Source organism: Imperialibacter sp., assembly GCF_040222385.1.
Classification (GTDB): Bacteria; Bacteroidota; Bacteroidia; order Cytophagales; family Cyclobacteriaceae; genus Imperialibacter.
Map to the genome: position 1 here is coordinate 54,685 of NZ_JAVKDF010000049.1, position 20,774 is coordinate 75,458.

Here is a 20,774-nt window from a genome sequence, read left to right on the forward strand (position 1 = left end):
GCATGCCAGATAACCTATCAAACGACTTCTTCACATCTAAACGATATCACACATGAACACCACGCATGTAGAAAGAACGGACAGGGAAGTAATTGCCAGCAGGCTTATAGATGCTCCCCGTGCGCTCGTTTTCAAGGTTTGGACAGAACCGGAACACATCGCCCAATGGTGGGGGCCTACAGGCTTCACCAACACTGTTCATGAAATGAACGTCAAACCCGGTGGCAAGTTCCGGCTCACCATGCACGGCCCCAACGGGACAGACTATCCCAATCTTATTGTTTTCAAAGAGGTAGTCGTTCCGGAAAAGCTGGTGTATGTACACGGCAACGGGAGCGATGATGCTCCAGGCAACTTTCACGTCACCGTGACCTTTGAAGAAAAGGAGGGTAAAACGCTCCTCACCATGCGCAGCTTGTTCCAGTCTAAATCCGACCTGGACTACGTGATTGACGAGCACGGGGCGTTTGAGGGAGCACGACAAAACATGGAGCGGATGGCAGCATACCTCGAGACGAGGATCAATTTGATGACTCAGTTAAAAAACACAAATATGTCAAGAGTAAGTACTTATCTCAATTTTGCAGGAAACACCGAAGAGGCATTCCTTTTTTACAAATCTGTATTCGGCACCGAATTCAAAGGTGGCATCCAGCGTTTCGGCGAAATACCTCCGATGGAAGGCGCTCCCCCAATGACTGAGGCCGACAAAAAGCTGATTTTACACATCGAACTGGAGATACTGGGCGGTCACATCCTGATGGCCACCGATGCACCGGAGTCGATGGGCATGAAGGTGAAGCCAGGCAACAACATGCATATTAATCTGGAGCCGAATACCCGAACGGAAACCAAAAGGCTCTTCGATGCTTTGTCGGCCGGTGGAGAAGTAACCATGGAACTACAGGACATGTTTTGGGGGGCATACTATGGTAGCTGCACCGACAGGTATGGTATCAACTGGATGTTTAATTGCAACGAGAAGGGATGAGGAAGTGAGGAGGCGGGAGCCCGAAGTCGGAAGACCGAAGCTGACCAGCTGTCTCCGATCTTGCCAGCTCTGCTATTCTAAAACATCATCCATCAAAGACACCTGAATTTTTCCATCTACTTCTATCAGCAAATAAGTGCCACCGGGCGACAAAGTGGGAGTTAGCTCCCATACATCCGCCTGGTTGATCTTATCCAGCGACACAGGTGCCGTCCATGAGCCGCCCTGGTTGTTGCTAATGAAGAGGTCAACTTCGTTTGTGTCGAACAGGTACCGGTTGAATACAACGAATCGCTCCTGTGGATCAATGGTCAAATCGTTTTCGCTGTCTGCCGTATTCAACGCCGCAACCAATTCGGGAGCCGAAAAGCCATTACCGATAGGCGACGCCCGATAGAAATCCATGGATCCTTTGCCCCCGGGCCTGTCAGAGTTAAAATAAAGAACGCCCTCGCCAGTAACGGAGGGATAAGATTCGTGATGTTCAGTATTGATGTCCGTTAGGTACTCCGGCGTTGAAAATGCGTTAGAGCGAATAGCTACCCTCCATATGTTCATCTTTTCGGCAGGTAGGATTTCGCCGCCTGGAGGCGGACGGTCTGAATTGAAATAGACCCACTTGCCATCAGGTGAGATAACAGGGTGATAGTCGTTGAACCGGCTTTCAAAAGAAACAGTTTGTGGTTCTCCCCATCCGTCCTCACCAAGTTCGAGAAAATAGATTTTGTAGAATGGTTTGCCATTTGCCTTGTTGGTAAACTCAGAAGGGCGGGAAATCAGCATCCATTTTTCGGTCGGGTGCAAACTTATACCATTTCCCACAGCCAGCCCATTTAGTTTTTCTATATCCTGGCGAGAATAAGGTGGTACGGTGCAACCTGCGCACAGCGTCAAAAAAAAGAGGCAGGAAATCAAAGTAGATTTCATCATCCGCAAGATACCAGTTTTACCGGCTTAAGCACGCCATCCACACCTCGTTTCACTGTGGCAGACAACCAATTGCTTTCCGATAGCTGCAACTCAAATTACTTCTTTTGCATTACTGGTAAAAGGTTAAGCTCATCGACAGCCCTAAAAATGGGAATGAACTCTTCCCCCAGCTCGCTAAGTGTGTACTCAACATGCAACGGCTTCAATTTTACTACCCTTCTTTCCAGAATATTGCATTCTTCCAACTCACGCAAAGCATTGGTCAACGATTGTCGGGTAGCTTCTGGCAACAACTTGATTATTTGACTAAACCGCACAGGACCCTGGGTGGCATAGCGAAAGATGCATGGCTTCCACTTGCCGGTAAGCATCTTCAACAAAAACTCTTTGGGACAGTAGAGTCCAACCTCGTTTTCTTTAGTAGTCATAAAAATTTGACTTATTGTGTGATAAAAAGAACGGACATTACTTTGATGCAAAGTAAAATAAATAGCGATGTCTACAGAGTCAAAAAGCACTTTTCTAAAAGTCCACCACCCTATACTCTTACTAAGTATGCTTGTAAATCCTGCCATCAATCATGCCCTTGCCCAAACCTATGCAGAAAAACTTGGGTGGAAAAAGGGTGACAAAGTCATTATGTTCCATGTAGATGATGCCGGTATGTCACATGCATCAAATAAAGGAGCTATTCAGGCCATGACAAACGGAATAGCTACATCTGTGAGTGTGATGATGCCATGCCCGTGGGTGTCGGAAATGGGGCAATACCTGGCGGAAAACAAAAACCTGGATGCCGGGCTTCATTTGACGCACACAGCCGAATGGACAGGATACCGGTGGGCTTCAGTGTCGGGTATCAAAGCCTCTCCGGGTTTATCGGACATGGAAGGGGTCTTATGGAGCAACGTAGCCGACGTGGTTGCTCACGCCTCAGCTAATGAAATAGAAACCGAAATAAGAGCCCAACTCGCAAAGGCAAGAACCATGGGCTTCTCACCCACCCATCTTGATACGCACATGGGTACGTTGTGGGCTACACCAGACTACCTCGACAGGTATATAAAGGTGGGGATTGAAGAGCACATACCCATTCTTTTTTCCGCAGGAAATAACACGCTGATGCAGCAAGCCCTGGCGCAGGGGCCACTCGCCGGGCTCAATATGCTTGCTAACAACAGATCAGGCAGCTATGATACTGCTGAAGTACTCAATGCCATACGCCAAAAAGGGAAAGAGATCTGGGATGCCGGACTGGTAGTAGTAGATGACTTGTACCTGCTCAGCTACGACTGGGAGTTTCCATCCGACCTGGAGGCTTCCGACGAGAACCTTCGAACGTTCAAGACACAAAAATACAAAGAGCTACTGGATTCAGTAGCACCAGGGATAACTGTCATCCTCATTCACTGCACCGATGCCGACAAAGGGTTTTCAGCCATAACCGACTCAGGAAATACACGAAGAGGAGATCTACTTTCCATGACAGATCCTGAATTGAAACGCTACGTGCAACAGCAAGGGTTTATCTTAACCACCTGGCGGGAGCTCCAAGCAAAAAGAGATAATATCCGTAACTAGTCTTCAAATTTGACACAACTATAAACACTGACATGAAAAAGCTCAAAATTGGAATGCTGCTGTTTCCCGATCTCACCCTTCTCGACTTCATCGGACCTTACGATGTATTTGTAAGGGCAACCTGTTTCGAAGTCTTTGTTGTAAGCGAGCATAAGATGCCGATCAAAGGTGAGGGCGGCTTGCTCCTTCAACCCGATTACTCGTTTGACGATTGCCCACCCGTGGATATTGTGTTTGTGCCAGGCGGTCGGGGAGTTACTGCGCTGTTGACAAACGAAACCTACAAGCGCTTTCTTGTGGAGCAAGCCAAAACCGCCCAATACATCACAGCAGTGTGTACCGGGTCTCTATTGCTGGCAGCCTGCGGCCTTTTGGACGGCTACAAAGCGACCACCCACTGGCGCTCTCTTGAGCTACTGAAACTAATGGGCGTTGAGGTGTTGGAGCAACGGGTGGTGGCCGACAGAAACAGGATAACCGGAGGGGGCATCACAGCCGGCATTGATTTCGGGTTAGTACTCACGGCAATTGTTGGAGGTGAAGACATGGCCAAAACCATCCAGCTTTTATTGGAATACACCCCGGAGCCGCCTTTCGACTCAGGACATCCCAAAACAGCCGACCCTCACATTTTAAAACTTGGAGTGGAACTCACTCAACCACAGTTTGACAAAAGACTGCGGCTACTTCAAAAAATCGTTTTATAAAGTATCTGGAGATATACCAGGTCGGGCAATTGGAATTACCAATGGCACCTGCCGAAATATGGGACTTGCAAGCTTCACCTCTTATAGGAATAGGCCTATTTTTATTCCCCCATGATCTTTTCTCTATGCATCACGCCCCACTCCCGAAGCTCGCCAATGACCTTTTGGAGTGTTTTGCCGTGCTCCGTTAAATTGTATTCAACCGACGGGGGAAATGAATCTTTGACCGTACGCTTCACAAGCATGTTTTCTTCCAGGTCCCTTAGCTCCTTCGAGAGCATTTTATCTGTAATACCCGTTACCTCCCGGGCAATTTCCCTGAAACGCCGGGTACCAAAGGTAAGGGCGATAATGATCTGAAGCTTCCATTTGCCGCTCAACACTTCCAGGGCGTCACGCACCGGCAGCAGCATCCTTGTACATGTTTCCTGGGTTTTTTCCTGCTCAATGACCTCCTGTACTTCTGGTTTTTCCATGTCGTATCGTGTTACTATACCAAAGGTTAGTGCTATACAAAAGTATAGTGCTATATATTCTATAGCAAATGTAGATAAGTTTGCATCGTCAAACAAATAGTACACATTTAAAACAATCAAAATGAAAAAAGACAAGGTGATATACTGGATTGCCACTGGCATTGTAGGTGTGATGATGGTGATGAGTGGCCTGATGTATTTCATGAATCCGGAGGTGGCAGAAGGCTTTACTCATCTGGGCTTTCCAGCCTATTTTCGCATGGAATTGGGTGTGGCTAAGCTAGTCGGTGCAGCGGTACTACTAACTCCACAATTTCCCTTGAGAGTAAAAGAATGGGCCTATGCGGGCTTTGCTATTACCTTCATTTCAGCAGCTATTGCCCACACGGCAAGTGGCGACCCAGGTTCAGTAGTGGCAGGGCCAGTGATTTTCTTCGCCCTTTTGGTGGTATCGAGGATTTATTTGAGCAAAGCGAACGAAATCAAAGTGGCCGTAGCTGCCTAATCTCCTCTTAAACTAAAACAGGAAGCCCTGGCCGGAAAGTCAGGGCTTTTTATTCATACTAATTAAGCTTACCGGCTCCATAGTACGCCAATACGGCAAAAAATCACTTCGGGCTTACGCCAGGACACCGCCTCTAACAAGAGTCTCGTTATTGAAATATGTAGCAAGCCTTTTAGCCATCCAAAATATTGTACATGAGCCATTTAAATCTACAGTTGAAAAACTCTAACTGTTACCCTATATTGTGCGAGGCAATTTTTTAAGCCCGGTCTTTCACTTTTTATGCTAACATGATTTCAACTGCCTTTAAAAAGGAATTGTACGAAGCCATTGACCAGTATTTTGAAAAAAATGGCATCTCGAGATATGCCAACGGTCAAATGAAAGTTAAGCTGGCAATTGCCGCTGTCTGGTGGGTCGGAAGTTTGGTTTTGCTTTACTCCTTCAGCACCTCGCCCGCCATGTTCGTGCTGCTCTATGGCTTTCATCTGTTCTCGCACTTGTTCATCCTGCTGAATATCGCCCACGATGCCAATCATTTGTCAATTTTCGAGAACGAACGGGTAAGAAAACTTCTTCGCTACACCTTCGACCTCTGTGGCATCAACTCATACATGTGGAGGCAACTTCACAACCAACAACACCACAATTTCATCAATATTAAAGGCGAAGACGACGGGCTTGTCGCTCGTGGGCTACTGCGGTACACACCACATCATGAGCATAAACTCATCCATAGGTTTCAGCATTTTTACCTGTTTGTGGTCTACAGTTTCTTCTCCCTTGATTACATTTTTATCAAAGATTTCGAATGCTTTTTCTTCCCATTCCTCAATGGCCTGAAAGGAAAGAAGCATCCCCGCATGGAGTATGTCAAGCTCTTTGTTTTTAAGTTGGCCTACATCGGCTATGTGCTATTGCTGCCAATCTATTTTATAGGTGTGCCGACAGGGCTGATCATCGTCTCTTTTGTGGCTTGGCAATTGGTAATTGGTGTGATTGGCGCCACCATCATACAGGTAGAGCACCCATTGCGGTTAAATGAGTTTCCCCTGGACAGAGATGAGTATGATCATTTCATCTATCATGTGTTTGCCACCACCTCCGACCACTCGCTGAACAGCACGGTTGGCAATTGGTTTTATGGCGGACTGCACATGCACGTGGCCCATCATTTGGCTCCCCGAGTATGCCATACGCACTACCGTGAGCTTACAAAGTTGATTCAACCGATAGCAGAAAAACACGGTGTATATTACAAACAGAATAAAACGATATTTGATGCCATCAGGGAGCACTATGGGCACCTGCAAAACCTCAGCCTGGCTGCAAAATAACCAGGCTTGCCAGACGCATCATCCATCTTTTTTTCGACCGGAAGCTCATTATTAAGCCAATTTTTTATATTCATACCCAACAACCTATTTCTATCTAACATATAATCATCCCAAAAACCGCTTGATCTATGCCTACCCTTTCCGATAAGTTGAACCATTGGGTCCAGAAAACGCCCGATAAACTGCTTTTTGAGTTTCTGGATATCAATGGAAAATCAGTTGAAAAATACACCTACGAAGAGTTTGAAAAAGCCGTAAGAATTGTGGCATCCAATCTGGCCGAGAATTACAAATTCAAAAAAGACGACAGGATTTTGATTACCTACCCTGCCGGCATTGAAATGATCGTTTCGTTTGTTGCGTGCGTTCGCCTGGGATTAGTTCCGGTGCCTACCTACCCTCCTACTTCATCGGGTTTCCAGTCGGCATACTACAAAATGGAACATATCGCCAAAGATTGTGGTGCTGTGGCCGTTCTCACCAATGGAGAGTACTACTGGTCGCTCAAGTTGAACATGGATCGAAATAACATTGTTGAGAAAACCATATTAACTAAGCTACCCTGGATCAACACCTCTGAATTTACCCACGAAACAAGTGCGACCAACTATGAGCGGCAATCATCGTTTCTTTTTCTTCAGTACACCTCTGGCTCTACCACCGACCCCAAGGGGGTAATGATCTCGCATGAAAACCTTGAAAACAATGCCGAGAATGTATTATCGGAACCCCCGGTAACCGTTACCTGGCTGCCACAATACCACGACATGGGGCTGATCGGCTATCACCTGTTCATCATCATGAAAGGGGGTACATCAATTGGCTTCTCCACACTTGATTTTATCAGAAAGCCGGCGCTCTGGCTCGAAACCATTTCAAAATACAAGGCCACGCACTCCTCGGCACCCAACTTTGCCTACGACTACCTGCTCCAGCCGGGCAGAGTGTCGGATGAAGTATTCGCTTCGCTGGACCTTAGCTCACTGACAAACCTGATGACGGCGGCAGAGCCAGTCAGGGCAGGCACTTTCTACAAGTTTCTTGAAAAATTCAGCGCATGTGGGCTGAAGGAAACGGCACTTGGCGCAGCCTATGGCCTCGCCGAAAACACACTGGCCGTTTCGCAGTGGGGCGGAAAATCAGTATCGGTGCTCACCAACTCACTCATTAATCATGAGCTGAAATTCGAGAACGGACAGGGAGGTGACCTAACCCAAATCATGAGCTGCGGCAAGCCCCTGAGAGACCAGATCGTGAAAATAGTCGACCCTAATTCACGAGTTGACCTTGGTGAAAACAAGGTGGGCGAGGTGTGGCTGGCGGGCCCAAGCAAGGGATTGGGCTATTGGGGAAAACCTGAACTGAACAAAGAATGCTTTGAAGCTCGAATAGCGAGCGAAAACGGCAGTGCCACCCACACTTTTCTGCGAACGGGCGACCTGGGATTTTTGCATGAACAGGAGCTATACATTTGCGGCAGAGCCAAGGATATGATCATTATCCGTGGGGCCAATTACTATCCGCAGGATATTGAGCAAATCGTCGAAGAGTCCAGCAACAACATTAGGGAAGGCTATGTGGCGGCATTTGCCCACGAAGAAAACGGGGAGGAAAAACTCGTGATTGTGGCTGGCCTTAAACGGAAAAATGAAATCCCTGATCATAAAAAAATTGCTGACCAGATCAGGGAAAGACTCAATATTATTCCCTCACAAATCACCTTCACTAACACCAAAAGCATTCCAAAGACCACCTCTGGAAAAATCATGCGCCAGAAGACCAAGCAGCTTTGGGCCAATGGTGAGTTGGAGGTAATTGAAAACCATAACCTGGTAGAGCATAACACCGACGCTCCAAGGGCTCGTTTGACGAACACCCAATTCGATGAGATTTTGAAGAAGTATGGCTTCACCGGCACTGAAACCTACTCTTTGGTACATGTGCTCGACTCTCTCGACCTTGTGGTACTCATTCACGACGTGAAGGAGCTCATTAAGGACAGCGGGGCGGCTCAGCTGGCATCGGAAATCGATGCCCGCCTGCTGCAGGAAATAAGCGTTTCTGAATTCTTCGATTTGATGGAACAATTCAGCACGTCGTCCATTCTTGCTATCAACCGTCTGAAGAAAACCATTCTCAAGCTTCAGAAAGAGCACAATGCCTTTGAACAAAAGCGAATGCTACAGGACACCAAGCTGTCGTTTAAGCCAAAAACCCCTCAATACGACCCTGCGCACCTGAAAAGTGGCAAGATCCTGCTCACAGGCGGAACTGGCTTCCTGGGGCCGTTTATTCTGAAAAGCTTGCTTCAGCAAACTACAGACACCATTTATGTGCTGGTAAGAGCTGATGACGAAAAGAAAGGACTTGCCCGACTCAAAGAGGCCTTTGACCTTTCGAACGTTCCAGAATGTGAATACCTGGCTGAATTTCAAAAGCGAGTGGTGGCAGTATGTGGAGACCTGGGCAAACCCCAGCTTGGGCTGGACAAGGAAACCTGGGACTTGCTGGCGACCAACACACACACCATTTACAACAATGGTGCGCTTGTGAACTATCTGTTCAACTATGACAAAATGTGGGACACCAATGTGTATGGCACCAACGAAATCATCAGGCTGGCACTGGACGGCAACCCTAAGATCCTCAATCACGTGTCCACCACCTTTATTTTTGGCTGGGCTGTGAAAGACACGCTTTTTGAAACTGATACCTGCAATTCGCTTGACCTGCTCGACTTTGGTTACAGCCAGACGAAATGGGTGTCGGAGCAAATCGTGTTCGACGCCATGAAGGAGGGGCTCCAGGCACGGGTGTTCAGGCCTGCGCTCATCACCCCTTCGGTGTATGGCGGTGGCAACAACTTCGACATTTCCATCCGGCTGATTGCCTTCATGATCAACCACGGCATCACTGTCAACTCATTCAATCAGGTAAGCTTTACCCCTGTGGACATTGTGGCCAACAACGTCGTAGCCATCTCCGGCCTGCCCGATTCGGTCAACAAAACCTTCCATGTGACACGTGACGAATACGCACGCATGAAAGACATTACTGATATCATCACCAAGCTGACAGGCAGGGAGTTCAAAGGTTTTGAGCTGCCAAAGTTTGTACCTGAAATTGTGGGCAAATGTGGAAAGCAAGACCTCCTGTTTCCGCTGCTCGACTTCCTGGTAAGGTCTGTCAACAATATCTCTTCCATGGAGTTCAAGCGCTATAGCAACGAGTCTTATTGTGAAGCAAAAGTGAAATCGCCTCATGGCGTGCTCGACCCTACGCTTGAAGAAACAGTAAGGGGCATGTTGACATTTATGATCAGCAAGGAAATTATAGACGTGGAACTATTAGAAAAGGATGTGAAAATAGCTTCCTGATAGAGGCAAGTTGATCATTTTGGTGGGACGCCTGCCTCGGGAGAGACAAGCGTCCCATTTTTTTTGTAGGAATGCGAGCTACAAAAGATGACCTTTAATACCAACAGGCGATCTGGCTTACCTGACAGGAAAAGGTGAGCAACAGACAGGAGAAATAAAATGGCGGAAGACAAACCCAGACTTGCGAGGCTGACGGCCATTCTCACGCAGCTGCAATCAAAACAACTGGTGACTGCAACGGACATTGCGAAAAAGCACCAGGTGAGCATAAGAACTGTCTATCGGGACATTCGAACCCTTGAGCAATCAGGCATTCCCATTGTTACTCAGGAAGGCAAAGGTTACTCGATCATGGAAGGCTTCAAGCTTCCGCCGGTGATGTTTACTGAAGAGGAAGCAAGCGCCATTGTCATCGCCGAAAAATTGATTCGGGCGAACAAGGATCAGTCACTGGTGGAGCACTATGAAAGCGCCGCAACAAAAATAAAGGCAATCCTCAAGCTTGGCCTGAAAACCAAGACAGAGCTCCTCTCCGACCGGTTGCAGGTGCGGGACAACAGCGAAAACAAAAAGACAAGCAACCATCTCATCCAGCTTCAATCTGCCATTTCAAACTACCATGTGATAGAGATTAATTACCTGTCCTTGGAAAATCAGCCAAGTCAGCGAAAAATAGAGCCATTTGCCCTGTATACTACACAGGGCAACTGGATCCTGATTGCTTTTTGTCAGCTAAAAAACGGCTTTAGGGCCTTCAGGCTTGACCGAATTCAAAGCTTACTGCAAACGGACAGCCAGTTTCAGCCACACAAAATTACGTTAGAACAGTATTTTGAACAATGTCGGAAAAAAATGGGCTACCACCCCTGACACACCCTTGGCACAAGAGCCATCTACCTTTGCTTCGAATCAAAATATTTAAGCGATGCAAAAAGTAAAAATTGACCCATTCAAGATCATTGGAATCTCAGTAAGAACAACCAACGAAAATGGACAGGGCGCCAAAGACATTGCCGAACTATGGGGCAGGTTCCTTTCCGAAGAGCTACTAAATGCTATCCCTGGCAAAGTGGACGGCACCATCTACTCACTTTACACCGACTACGAAGGGGATCACATGGCACCATATACAGCCATCCTTGGGTGTAAGGTGGAAAGTCTGGAGGCAATTCCGGATGGCATGGTAGGCAGAACTTTTGAGGGAGGCGACTATGTGAAAATTACCGCCAAGGGCGATCTGACAAAAGGCTTGATCGTGTCGGAGTGGATAAAAATACGGGCACTGGATTTGGACAGGGCATTTTCAGCTGACTTCGAGGTGTTTGGCGAAAAAGCACAAAACCCGGCGAATGCAGAAGTTGACTTTTTAGTGGCCGTGAAGTAACCCGACGTAAAATGCGAGAAATTGACAACTACTACCTGAACAAGGAAGAGCCCAACAAGAGCTGTCTGTTGGCATTGCGCAGTATCATCCTTGCACAGGACACCAACGTGACTGAAACGCAGAAGTGGGGCATGCCCTGCTTCTGTTTCAGGAAAAAGATGTTTTGCTACCTGTGGACAGACAAAAAAACAGAAGAACCCTACATCCTCTTCGTTGAGGGAAAGCACCTCGACCATCCAAAGTTAGAAGCCGGAGAGCGTTCACGCATGAAAATTTTCAGGGTGAACCCCAACGAAGACCTGCCTGTGGAAACTATTGAAGAGTTGCTGAACAGCGCATTGGATCTGTACAGAAACGGGACAATAGTGATTAAGGGGTAAGATCGTTGAAGGTTCGAAAAGCATATTTCGGAAATTGGTAGTAACTTGAGGGAGAGATACACGGAGTATGTGAGTCGGGTCTATACTCATGTTAGGAGCAACTTTCGCAACGTAACCTACTATGTGGATCAGGGCGATTTATCTTTTCGTGGCTGTTTTTCTCTCATCAATGGACGACAAGACTCCAGAGCAGGTCGCTGTGGACTACTTTCTAACTAATCTACTAGAACAGGATTTTCCAGACCAACGAATAGTAAGGTTTAACGATGTTACCCGAACCGATGGCTACTATAGAGTTTTTTATGGATGCCAGGACTTTGACAGAGAATTTGTCAAGGCAATGAACCAGGAGACCCCAGGCCCAAGTGTTTCAGTCAACGCAGACAAATCTCCAATAATAACTAAAAAGCCTCGATTTAACTCTTCACAACCTCAAATCATTGTGCATTCCAGATTGGAACTAGGCGGACAATTCTACATCTACATCCAAGTTTATCAAAAGTTACATTTTGTTGAGCACTACCTTTTAACTGTTGATCAGCAAACTTTGTCAGTAACACATGATTGTAAAGTCAGCGAGGTTTAAAAAATACTCCTAACACAATGGTTTCATTAGCCTCAATTGAGTGACATAAGAAAGCCCCTGATTTCTCAGAGGCTCTTATCTTAAACTTGATTACGTTCCAAAGGAAGAGGCTTGATCAAGCATTACAATACAAATATACGTCGTATTATTGTATTTTGTTACTAAGGCACTCGAAATTTGGATTACAACAAACTTGAGTATTTCACATCACAGCCACGCATGCAGCGGTTCTTGGCTGCTGTAGGCAATTCCAAAACCAAAGCGCAACGGCTTTATAAAATCAATCTCAGAGTAAGCCAGGCTTTCTACCCAATCCTAAATCTTTTTGAGATTTTTCTTCGCAATTCTATAAATAATCAAATCTCTTCTCATTTCGCCAACCCAAACTGGGTAATTTCAGAAAAACACGGATTTATGAGTGATAATTCTCTTACTCCATCACAATTCTACCTTAAAAACTCAATTACCAAAGCCGAACGAACCATAAAAAGAAAAGGAGGAACAATATCATCAGGAAAAGTAATAGCCGAACAGTCTTTCGGATTTTGGACATCCCTATTTGAGCCCCACCATTATCGACTTATTGGTGGGGTCGTTATCCACTGTTTCTCAAACAAGCCAAACAGCATCAATCGGAGCCACATTTCTCAGAAATTGAATCGTATTAGAGAATTTAGAAATCGAGTTTATCACAATGAACCTATCTGCTTCACCGGCAACATGGTCGATTTTGACGGTGCCAAACATATCCGAGACGAAGTCTTTGAAATGCTCAAATGGATTGACACGGACTTGGCGACTTATGTCGAACAATTCGACGCTCTAGACTCAAAAATTACGCAATTTAACAATGTTTAAATGTTCTTTACACGGCTAAGAAAGAATGTGGGCATTTAGCAGTTCATATGGCTAGGTTGGTTTGGAATCTCTGCCACAAAGTATAATTTTAACATGGCCGTGGCTAAGTGAAAGTGGGTAGCACAGTGTATAAAACAACCTCACTCAGGCACTCGGACGAGGCGCTATATAGCATGAATCAGATTTGGAGAACTTAGAACTAATAATTTCAACACTATTCTTATTCGGAGTAATTGCATTTGTTGTTGCTCTCATAAAATATCCAAAGGATTTTGTCAAACTGGTTTGGGGGTTTATAATATTTCCATTTGAACGAGTATGGGATTTGCTCATATTTATACTAACTCCATTCTGGCTACTGCTGTTAATTCTTGATGACTTATTAGGCTTAAAGGTTCTTCCGCAAGTAGGCTCCAAAACTTCAACGAAAGACTACAAAACCATATCTCGGCAACCTATAAATTTTGCTGGGTTCGAGAAGTTTATTCTGGTCAACTCACTCGATATTAATTCAATAAGAGAGCAACTTGTTGAAGCCAGGGAGACATCTCCAGAAGTAAATATTGAAAACTACGCTATTGGTAGTCGTACTTCATTTTCAATTATCCATTTGCCCAGTTCAGGTTTTTATGGCTTTAACTTTTTGGTTATGTGGTTAGCCGAACATTTTAAAGGCCAGGAAGTATATGGATATGCTAGAAACGGGACAATAAGGTTTTTCAACTATGTTGATTCTAACACTGAGAACTCCCTTATTGGCATGACAAATAGGCGGAAGAAATTTTGGGTTACCATGTACGATAATCTTGACAAAAAGCAGTACTTAAGAATCAACAATTCGATACCGATGGATTCTTAGCTAACAACAGACTTTTTTGAAGATTTAGTGAGTGAGAAAGCTCCATAATCGAGTCACCAAACTGCCATTCACGGCGCAGCCATCAACGACTCCAAATGTCCCGTGTAGTTATTGACAAAGGCCTCCTTGTCAAGCCTGATCTTTTTGGCCAGCTCCCGCATTTTTTCATCCACATGATCGCCAAGATTGTTGTCGCTCCAAAGGATCATGTCGACGATGATGGGCAACAGTTCTATCCCCTTTTGTGTGAGTGAATAAATCACGGTCTTTTTGTTGTCGGGAAGTTTGCCCTTGTGAAGAATTCCCAAAGTCTCCAGCTTCGCCAATCGGTTGGCCAAAATGCCACTCGCTATCTTTTCCCCTGAGCTCGAAAAGTCCTTAAAGGTCGACTTCTTACCGAACATAATGTCCCGGATGATCAGCAAAGTCCATTTATCGCCAAGGATATCCAGCGCTGAACTGATCGGACAACTTGACCTGAATTTCGTATCCATAACTTTTCCATGAATATCACTTCTGTTTTAGAAGTAATTATTACTTTTGTTTTAGAAGTAAAATTAATCAAACTAATTAATTTATGGTAACACAGAAGGAATTTATCAAACGCTATGGCAGCTGGGCATTGATAACAGGGGCCTCGTCAGGCATTGGCAGAGCCATTGCACTCGAGCTGGCACAGCGGGAAGTAAACATCATGGCAGTGGGCCGCAGCGCTGAAAGACTAGACGCACTGGAAAGTGAGATACAAGCCAATTATCAGGTGAAGTTCCTGAAAATCACTGCGGATCTCGGCACGCAGGAGGGCATTGAAAGGGTAAAAGAGATGGCCCGGCAAGATTTCGTTGGCCTCTTTGTTCATGCTGCCGGATTGGAAAGCCACGGGGCATTCACCGACAAACCCCTCCAGGAAGAGACCGCCCTTTTGCAACTCAATGTGCAAAGCACCATGCAACTCACCCACCATTTTGCTCAGAAAATGACAAAAGCGGGAAGAGGTGGCATCTTGCTGGTGTCGAGCCTCACAGGTCATATGATCAGCCCCTACTTTGCCAACTATGCCGCTAGCAAAGCCTACGTACTCAACTTCGGGCTGTCGCTGCGGGCTGAGCTAAAACAAAAAGGCGTAGATGTGTCCGTGCTATCACCCGGGCTCACCGACACGCCCATGTCGGCCGGTATTGGCCTGGACATCGACTTTTCAAAAACTCCAATGAAGTCGATGTCAGCCAAAGAAGTAGCCGAGATTGCCCTGGAGCAGTTCCCCGAAAAAGCCACCATTATTCCGGGCACGGCCAATCGCATCACGTCGTTCATTGCCAGCCGCATTGCCCCCCAGTTCATCGGGAAAAACAATGAAAACATGATGAGAAAAGCATTCAGAAGATAACGACCAAACCTGCTGAGGAGGATAGTTGCGTTGAATCGGGTAACTATCCTCCTGGTAAATTGCCAAATCATTTCCACCAGCAGGCCCAAAAGATCAGCCCTACCTTTTGAACTTTGCTCTATTTCAGCTATTTTTAGTAATGATCAAACGATTCTTCAAAGGCTACCTCATGATTCTGAAAGGTGAGTTGCTCGCCTGGGTCATTCTATTCTTTGTTGCCGTGGTGCTGCAGGCAGCAGTAAGCATTTTTTAAGCCCCTCCCCAATGTTGTTTAGTTAAGAGGTTCGGTCGCCCAATTCCATTTTTACCCCTAGCCCTAAAGGGCGATACAGTGACCATTAGTAGGCCCCTTTAGGGATTAAGGGTAAAATGCTCTTAACTAAACGACATTGAATTACCTCTCCTAACGTCTTGCCATTTTCTTCTTTACTTCCGCAACCAAAACAGTTCCGATACGTTAGCGACCATACAGTCGCTACTATATGGTCGCTTTAAAAACATTCAACAACTTACCACAGGAAAGGCAGCAGGAAATCATCGGGGTTTGCCTTGAAGAATTTGCCTTCAACGATTACCAGTCTGCCTCCCTTTCTACTATCATCAAAAAGCTGGACCTGGCCAAAGGCAGCTTCTATCGCTACTTTGAGAGCAAACATTCCCTCTACTTCTACCTGCTCGACTATGCGGTACAGCAGCGGCTGGCAAACGACAAGGGGTTTATTAAACAACCGCCCAAAGACTTTTTCGACTTGATTATTCTGCACTTTCGGGCCAAGGTGCACTTCGACAAAACGCAGGGGGTGGTCAGCGCCTTCCTCTACAATGTGCTGCGAGAGAAAAACACCGAGGAACTGGGCAATATTCAAGCCATCAGGAAGCAGAAAGCCCTGGATATTATGTATCAGCTGGTGGATCAGTATGTAGAAAACGGACAGCTGCGAAACGACATTGACCGCAAAATACTGGCCTGGCACGTGCTTCAGACGCAGCTTTCCATTTTTGAGTTCATGGAGTTGCACTACCAGCAAGACTTCCGTCAAAACATTCAAAACAACAAACAACTCTACAACCTGCCCGAAGAGGAGCTGGTCGCCATTGCTCAGCAGTTTGTAGAGATCCAAAAAAACGGTTTTAAGAACAAATGATGATCGTTGAAACAAACAACCTGACCAAGCGGTACGGACGTGCCGCAGTGGTCGACCGGGTGTCGTTGCAGATCCCGCAAGGGAAGATCTACGGATCCCTTGGCCTCAATGGAGCCGGAAAAACAACCACCATGCGTATGCTCCTGGGCATGATCAAACCAACAGAGGGCAGCGTAGCGCTCTTTGGGCAGAAAGTACCCGGCAATCCATCCATTTGGGACAAAGTGGGCTACATGATCGAGTCGACCTGTGCCTACCCTGACCTTTCCGTGGTGGAGAATCTGCGTATTTTTTACAGCTATCATGGCCTGAAGGACAAAGAAGTCATCGACAAGGTGATTTCCCGACTCAAGCTTGACCAGTATCGAAACATAAAGGCAAGCCACCTTTCTCTTGGCAACCTTCAGCGACTTGGCCTGGCCAGAGCACTTATGCACAGCCCCGAGCTGCTCATCCTCGACGAGCCTGTGAATGGACTCGACCCGGCAGGTATTGTGGAAATCCGCCACCTGCTCCGGGAGCTAAGTTCACAAGGCACCACCGTACTGATCTCGAGCCACCTGCTAAGTGAAATTGCCAAGGTGGCCGACACCATCGGTATTATTCATCAAGGCACACTGATTAAGGAGCTGGAAGCCAATCAGCTGCATGACGAAATCGACAGGAAACTCATCCTGAATTCGCATGACAATGTCCGGGTCTCTGACCTGCTCAGGAAAAACGGGATTCCATTCAGGATAAACGCTGCCAGCGAAGTGGAAATCATGGATCGCCAGTGGATGAGTGAGCCTGATCGCATTGCCGAAATGGTGATAGCGGAACATGTGGGGCTGACCAAACTTTTCACCTTCGAGGAAGACCTTGAAAGCTATTTTTTAAGAACTATTCAACAATAATCAATATGACACCCTCGCTGAGAGCTATCGCCCCCGAATTTTTAAAACTCAGGCATTCCACCATTGTATGGGTCACCTTTGCCGCTTTTGCCCTGGGCCCAGTCATGGGTGGGCTTTCTCTTTACCTCCTCGGTCACTCAGGCGATATGGGGTCTTCTCCTTTGAGTGAAAAAGCAAAACTGATGAACTTCTCTGCGGACTGGCCCTCATACGTCGGCTTGCTCACCCAGATAGTGGGTGTAGGTGGCGTGGTAGTATTCGGCTTCGTGGCCAGCTGGTTGTTTGGCCGTGAGTATTCGGACAAGACTGCCAAGGACTTGCTTGCCCTTCCAGCTTCCCGTAGTAGCATCATCAACGCAAAGTTCGTTGTGTATGCCCTGTGGTGCCTGGCACTTGTGGCGGCCAATCTTTTGCTTGGACTGGCTGTCGGCGCCTTGCTGGGACTTGATGGCTTTGACCTCAGTATAATTACCTCCGCTTTGAGCAGCTATTTTATCACTACGCTACTGGTGATGCTTCTAGGTACGCCGGTTTCCTTCATGGGTATCTTTGGGAAAGGCTACCTCGCTCCTATCGGGCTGGTGGTGCTGATGCTTATCGTCTCGCAAATCGTAGGGGCCGTTGGGCTGGGGCAGTATTTTCCATGGTCTGTTCCAGGATTGTACAGTGGTATAAGCGCCGAAATGAAGGCCTCGCTAAGTGCCGTCAGCTTTGGTCTGGTGGGCCTGGTAGCGGTGTTGGGTTATGTGGCAAGCCATTGGTGGTGGAACAAGACAGATCAGACTTGACTCCATAGAGCAAAGACTACAAAAGTTTGGATTGTCAGAGAGAGCTGGCTATCCAGCCCAGGCTAGGCATTGGTCTTCCTTGGTTAGGCGGCCAATACTTTTGTAGTCTAATACGGTGATCAACATAGAATATTGATTGCTTCTATTCATCAGAACTTCCGATATTGGGATTCTTTGAAATCAAAACCACCCTAGCGTGCTTAAACTCGTTTTCAGAATCTCCCTGGTCGCCCTGCTCTTCACCTGTGCTGCACCAGCATTTTCTCAGTCCACAAAAGAGCCTATCGACTACGTCAATCCGTTTGTGGACACCCACAAGTCACGTTGGTTCTTCTTCTCTTCTGCCTCCCGGCCCTTTGGCATGGTGAACCTCAGCCCCGACACCTGGGTAAAAGGAAGCTGGAATTCTGGCTACCTATACGATAGCCTATATGTCCGGTGCTTTTCCCACATCCACGCCTGGCAAATGTCGGGCATACCGGTAATGCCGACCGTTGGGGAATTCAAAGGACATTTGGGTATGGAAGCTTACAAGTCGGCCTTTAGCCATGATGATGAACAGGCTAGCCCGGGTTATCACAGCGTCTTTTTGAAGGATTACGGAATCAAAGCCGAGCTAACCTCAACAACACGGGTGGGCTTCCACAAGTACACCTATCCGGCCAATGTCAACAAGGACATTATTTTCGATGTGGGTGCATTCCTGGGTCACGGCGCCATGGATTCGGCCAACGTGGTGAAAATAAGCGATAAGGAAATTGAAGGCTACAGCATCATGGCACCTACCCACCGCCGTCCAAAGCCTACCTACGTGTACTTTGTTGCTCGTTTCGATCAGCCGATGACGTCCTTTGGTGCATGGGAAAAGGGAGTGCTAAAAACCGGCATCGTCAATGAAGTGTACGGTAAAGAAGTGGGCGCTTTTGTCCGTTTCGACAGGAAGCTCAACAAGACCGTACAAATGAAGGTGGCCATCTCCTACACCAGCACGGCGCAGGCCCGGCTCAATATGGATACCGAACTCCCTCACTGGAATTTTGAACAAGTGGTGTCAGCATCCAAAAGTGAATGGAATGGCTACCTCAGCAAAATCAAAGTAGACGGAGGCACCGAAAAGCAGAAAGTGAAGTTCTATACCGATTTGTGGCACTCATTGCTGGGCCGTAGAATTGTGAGCGACGTAGACGGCAAGTACTGCGACATGACCGGGCCAAAACCGATAGTTCGGCAAGTCGCCCTGGACAATAGCAGTAAGCCAAAGCATAATCAATACAACTTTGACGCCTGGTGGGGCAGCCACTGGACGTTGAATGTGCTCTGGTCGATGGCTTACCCGGAAATCATGAATGAGTTCTGCGCCAGCATGGTGGAGATGTACCGCCATGGCGGGCTGATCCCCCGAGGACCCTCGGGAGGCAACTATACCTACGTAATGATTGGCGACCCGGCTGTTTCTTTTTTCGCCACTGCCTACAACAAAGGCATCCGAAACTATGACATGGCCAAAGCCTACGAGGGCCTTTACAAAAACGCCTTTCCAGGGGGCATCAGAGACCGGGCAGGCTACGAGCATCGTGACAACCCTCAAGGCGGTGGCATGAACTATTACGTAGAGCGAGGCTATGTGCCTGAAGGCATTCCCGGCCCTGGCGGACACAAAGACGGAGCAGCCATAACCCTGGAATACGCCTACCAGGACTGGTGCCTGGCTCAGCTGGCCAATGCGTTAGGGAAAACAAAGGACTACGAGTTCTTCGACAAGCGCTCCCAGAACTACAAAAACCTGTGGAACCCTGAGACGCATTTTATCCATCCCAAAAACATAGACGGAACCTGGATTGAAAACTTTACGCCAATCGGCGAAGGATTCAATACCTTAGGCTTTGTGGAAAGCAACTCGGCCATTTACACCAACTACGTGCCCCATGACCTGAAAGGACTGGCAGCATTGTTCGGCGGCACAGACAAGTATGCGCAATATGTGGACAGCTGTTTTATAAAAGCGAAGCCCAACAAATTCATCACCGACCATGGCAAACATGCCGAAAGTTGGGTCGACTACGAAAACCAGCCTTCCTGCCAAATGGCACACCTTTTTAACCATGCAGACGAACCCTGGCTTTCGCAGAAATGGGTGCGGGAGGTGAAGGAAATTACCTTTGCCGACATCACCCCCTACGGCGGCTACAACGGTGATGAAGACCAGGGGCAAATGGGGGCACTCGGCGTATTGATGGCCATCGGACTGTTTCAAATGGACGGCGGTGCATCAGTCAATTCTTCTTACGACATTACGACGCCGATATTCGATAAAGTAGAAATCCAGCTTGATCCGAAATACTATTCCGGCAAAACCTTCACGATCAGCACAGAAAACAATTCAGCTGACAACATTTACATTCAAAAAGCTTCTCTGAACGGCAAAGACTGGACAAAATTCAGCTTCCCGCATGAGTCCTTTTCGCAAGGTGGTGAGCTAAAATTGACACTTGGGAAAAGCCCTAACAAGCAATGGGGACTGAAATAAGAGTCCCAACCAACTGATTATCAATATTTTTGGCCTAAGTTTTGAAGATGCAAAGTTTTT

General features: G+C 47.0%; 20 protein-coding genes. 16 read left to right on the forward strand and 4 right to left on the reverse strand.

Annotated elements, in window-relative coordinates:
• Positions 1–52: 52 nt before the first annotated feature.
• A complete protein-coding gene (locus RIG68_RS23640) occupies positions 53–991 on the forward strand; it encodes an SRPBCC domain-containing protein (RefSeq protein WP_350128225.1) in 939 nt (312 codons plus the stop codon).
• Between the two features lie 72 nt (positions 992–1,063).
• Here RIG68_RS23640 and RIG68_RS23645 read toward each other — a convergent pair whose 3' ends face one another.
• Together RIG68_RS23645 and RIG68_RS23650 are read right to left on the reverse strand one after the other, a co-directional pair.
• Positions 1,064–1,921, reverse strand: coding sequence for a TolB family protein (locus RIG68_RS23645; protein WP_350128228.1), 858 nt, complete (start codon positions 1,919–1,921; stop codon positions 1,064–1,066).
• Positions 1,922–2,016: 95 nt separating this feature from the next.
• Positions 2,017–2,349 (reverse strand): winged helix-turn-helix transcriptional regulator, encoded by a 333-nt coding sequence (locus RIG68_RS23650; protein WP_350095271.1) that lies wholly within the window; start codon positions 2,347–2,349, stop codon positions 2,017–2,019.
• A 127-nt stretch (positions 2,350–2,476) separates the two neighbouring features.
• Here RIG68_RS23650 and RIG68_RS23655 point away from each other — a divergent pair, with 127 nt between their 5' ends.
• Together RIG68_RS23655 and RIG68_RS23660 are read left to right on the forward strand one after the other, a co-directional pair.
• Entirely contained in the window at positions 2,477–3,502 is a 1,026-nt protein-coding gene (locus tag RIG68_RS23655) for a polysaccharide deacetylase family protein (protein WP_350128231.1), read from the forward strand.
• Positions 3,503–3,534: 32 nt separating this feature from the next.
• Complete coding sequence (locus RIG68_RS23660) at positions 3,535–4,209, forward strand: DJ-1/PfpI family protein (protein WP_350095277.1); 675 nt, start codon at positions 3,535–3,537, stop codon at positions 4,207–4,209.
• 101 nt (positions 4,210–4,310) lie between these two features.
• Here the strand turns inward: RIG68_RS23660 and RIG68_RS23665 are convergent, their stop codons facing one another.
• A complete protein-coding gene (locus tag RIG68_RS23665) occupies positions 4,311–4,685 on the reverse strand; it encodes a winged helix-turn-helix transcriptional regulator (RefSeq protein WP_350095280.1) in 375 nt (124 codons plus the stop codon).
• A gap of 121 nt (positions 4,686–4,806) precedes the next feature.
• Between RIG68_RS23665 and RIG68_RS23670 the strand changes: the two genes are divergently transcribed.
• The 8 genes from RIG68_RS23670 to RIG68_RS23705 all read left to right on the forward strand — a co-directional run bounded on the left by RIG68_RS23670 (position 4,807) and on the right by RIG68_RS23705 (position 13,971).
• Positions 4,807–5,190 carry a DoxX family protein gene (locus RIG68_RS23670; RefSeq protein WP_350128235.1) on the forward strand — a complete coding sequence of 128 codons (384 nt, stop codon included), beginning with the start codon at positions 4,807–4,809 and terminating at the stop codon, positions 5,188–5,190.
• 290 nt (positions 5,191–5,480) lie between these two features.
• A complete protein-coding gene (locus RIG68_RS23675; RefSeq protein WP_350128238.1) occupies positions 5,481–6,527 on the forward strand; it encodes a fatty acid desaturase family protein in 1,047 nt (348 codons plus the stop codon).
• A 128-nt stretch (positions 6,528–6,655) separates the two neighbouring features.
• Positions 6,656–9,904, forward strand: coding sequence for a thioester reductase domain-containing protein (locus tag RIG68_RS23680; protein ID WP_350128241.1), 3,249 nt, complete (start codon positions 6,656–6,658; stop codon positions 9,902–9,904).
• Between the two features lie 159 nt (positions 9,905–10,063).
• Positions 10,064–10,774 (forward strand): helix-turn-helix transcriptional regulator, encoded by a 711-nt coding sequence (locus RIG68_RS23685; RefSeq protein WP_350128244.1) that lies wholly within the window; start codon positions 10,064–10,066, stop codon positions 10,772–10,774.
• A 55-nt stretch (positions 10,775–10,829) separates the two neighbouring features.
• Positions 10,830–11,288 (forward strand): GyrI-like domain-containing protein, encoded by a 459-nt coding sequence (locus RIG68_RS23690; protein WP_350128247.1) that lies wholly within the window; start codon positions 10,830–10,832, stop codon positions 11,286–11,288.
• Positions 11,289–11,299: 11 nt separating this feature from the next.
• The gene (locus RIG68_RS23695) at positions 11,300–11,668 is read left to right on the forward strand and encodes a DUF1801 domain-containing protein (protein WP_350128250.1); all 369 of its coding nucleotides are present in this window, start codon (positions 11,300–11,302) and stop codon (positions 11,666–11,668) included.
• Positions 11,669–12,431: 763 nt separating this feature from the next.
• Entirely contained in the window at positions 12,432–13,112 is a 681-nt protein-coding gene (locus RIG68_RS23700) for a hypothetical protein (RefSeq protein WP_350128253.1), read from the forward strand.
• Between the two features lie 184 nt (positions 13,113–13,296).
• Positions 13,297–13,971 (forward strand): hypothetical protein, encoded by a 675-nt coding sequence (locus RIG68_RS23705; RefSeq protein WP_350128256.1) that lies wholly within the window; start codon positions 13,297–13,299, stop codon positions 13,969–13,971.
• A gap of 68 nt (positions 13,972–14,039) precedes the next feature.
• Here the strand turns inward: RIG68_RS23705 and RIG68_RS23710 are convergent, their stop codons facing one another.
• The gene (locus RIG68_RS23710) at positions 14,040–14,465 is read right to left on the reverse strand and encodes a winged helix-turn-helix transcriptional regulator (RefSeq protein ID WP_350128259.1); all 426 of its coding nucleotides are present in this window, start codon (positions 14,463–14,465) and stop codon (positions 14,040–14,042) included.
• 83 nt (positions 14,466–14,548) lie between these two features.
• Here RIG68_RS23710 and RIG68_RS23715 point away from each other — a divergent pair, with 83 nt between their 5' ends.
• From RIG68_RS23715 to RIG68_RS23735, 5 genes are all read left to right on the forward strand, one after another.
• A complete protein-coding gene (locus RIG68_RS23715) occupies positions 14,549–15,358 on the forward strand; it encodes an SDR family NAD(P)-dependent oxidoreductase (protein WP_350128262.1) in 810 nt (269 codons plus the stop codon).
• Between the two features lie 482 nt (positions 15,359–15,840).
• Positions 15,841–16,503, forward strand: coding sequence for a TetR/AcrR family transcriptional regulator (locus RIG68_RS23720; protein ID WP_350125148.1), 663 nt, complete (start codon positions 15,841–15,843; stop codon positions 16,501–16,503).
• Complete coding sequence (locus tag RIG68_RS23725) at positions 16,500–17,399, forward strand: ABC transporter ATP-binding protein (protein ID WP_350128265.1); 900 nt, start codon at positions 16,500–16,502, stop codon at positions 17,397–17,399. Before RIG68_RS23720 ends, RIG68_RS23725 begins: the two co-directional genes overlap by 4 nt.
• A 5-nt stretch (positions 17,400–17,404) precedes the next feature.
• Entirely contained in the window at positions 17,405–18,187 is a 783-nt protein-coding gene (locus tag RIG68_RS23730; protein ID WP_350128267.1) for a DUF2705 family protein, read from the forward strand.
• A gap of 196 nt (positions 18,188–18,383) precedes the next feature.
• Positions 18,384–20,714: a GH92 family glycosyl hydrolase gene (locus RIG68_RS23735; protein ID WP_350128270.1), complete on the forward strand. Its 2,331-nt coding sequence runs from the start codon at positions 18,384–18,386 to the stop codon at positions 20,712–20,714.
• Positions 20,715–20,774: the final 60 nt, after the last annotated feature.

Excerpts from the sequence above, each read along its gene's own strand:
- RIG68_RS23640 (WP_350128225.1), top strand. The coding sequence starts at position 53 with ATGAACACCACGCATGTAGAAAGAACGGACAGGGAAGTAATTGCCAGC.
- RIG68_RS23645 (WP_350128228.1), bottom strand. The coding sequence starts at position 1,921 with ATGATGAAATCTACTTTGATTTCCTGCCTCTTTTTTTTGACGCTGTGC.
- RIG68_RS23650 (WP_350095271.1), bottom strand. The coding sequence starts at position 2,349 with ATGACTACTAAAGAAAACGAGGTTGGACTCTACTGTCCCAAAGAGTTT.
- RIG68_RS23655 (WP_350128231.1), top strand. The coding sequence starts at position 2,477 with ATGCTTGTAAATCCTGCCATCAATCATGCCCTTGCCCAAACCTATGCA.
- RIG68_RS23660 (WP_350095277.1), top strand. The coding sequence starts at position 3,535 with ATGAAAAAGCTCAAAATTGGAATGCTGCTGTTTCCCGATCTCACCCTT.
- RIG68_RS23665 (WP_350095280.1), bottom strand. The coding sequence starts at position 4,685 with ATGGAAAAACCAGAAGTACAGGAGGTCATTGAGCAGGAAAAAACCCAG.
- RIG68_RS23670 (WP_350128235.1), top strand. The coding sequence starts at position 4,807 with ATGAAAAAAGACAAGGTGATATACTGGATTGCCACTGGCATTGTAGGT.
- RIG68_RS23675 (WP_350128238.1), top strand. The coding sequence starts at position 5,481 with ATGATTTCAACTGCCTTTAAAAAGGAATTGTACGAAGCCATTGACCAG.
- RIG68_RS23680 (WP_350128241.1), top strand. The coding sequence starts at position 6,656 with ATGCCTACCCTTTCCGATAAGTTGAACCATTGGGTCCAGAAAACGCCC.
- RIG68_RS23685 (WP_350128244.1), top strand. The coding sequence starts at position 10,064 with ATGGCGGAAGACAAACCCAGACTTGCGAGGCTGACGGCCATTCTCACG.
- RIG68_RS23690 (WP_350128247.1), top strand. The coding sequence starts at position 10,830 with ATGCAAAAAGTAAAAATTGACCCATTCAAGATCATTGGAATCTCAGTA.
- RIG68_RS23695 (WP_350128250.1), top strand. The coding sequence starts at position 11,300 with ATGCGAGAAATTGACAACTACTACCTGAACAAGGAAGAGCCCAACAAG.
- RIG68_RS23710 (WP_350128259.1), bottom strand. The coding sequence starts at position 14,465 with ATGGATACGAAATTCAGGTCAAGTTGTCCGATCAGTTCAGCGCTGGAT.
- RIG68_RS23715 (WP_350128262.1), top strand. The coding sequence starts at position 14,549 with ATGGTAACACAGAAGGAATTTATCAAACGCTATGGCAGCTGGGCATTG.
- RIG68_RS23720 (WP_350125148.1), top strand. The coding sequence starts at position 15,841 with ATGGTCGCTTTAAAAACATTCAACAACTTACCACAGGAAAGGCAGCAG.
- RIG68_RS23725 (WP_350128265.1), top strand. The coding sequence starts at position 16,500 with ATGATGATCGTTGAAACAAACAACCTGACCAAGCGGTACGGACGTGCC.
- RIG68_RS23730 (WP_350128267.1), top strand. The coding sequence starts at position 17,405 with ATGACACCCTCGCTGAGAGCTATCGCCCCCGAATTTTTAAAACTCAGG.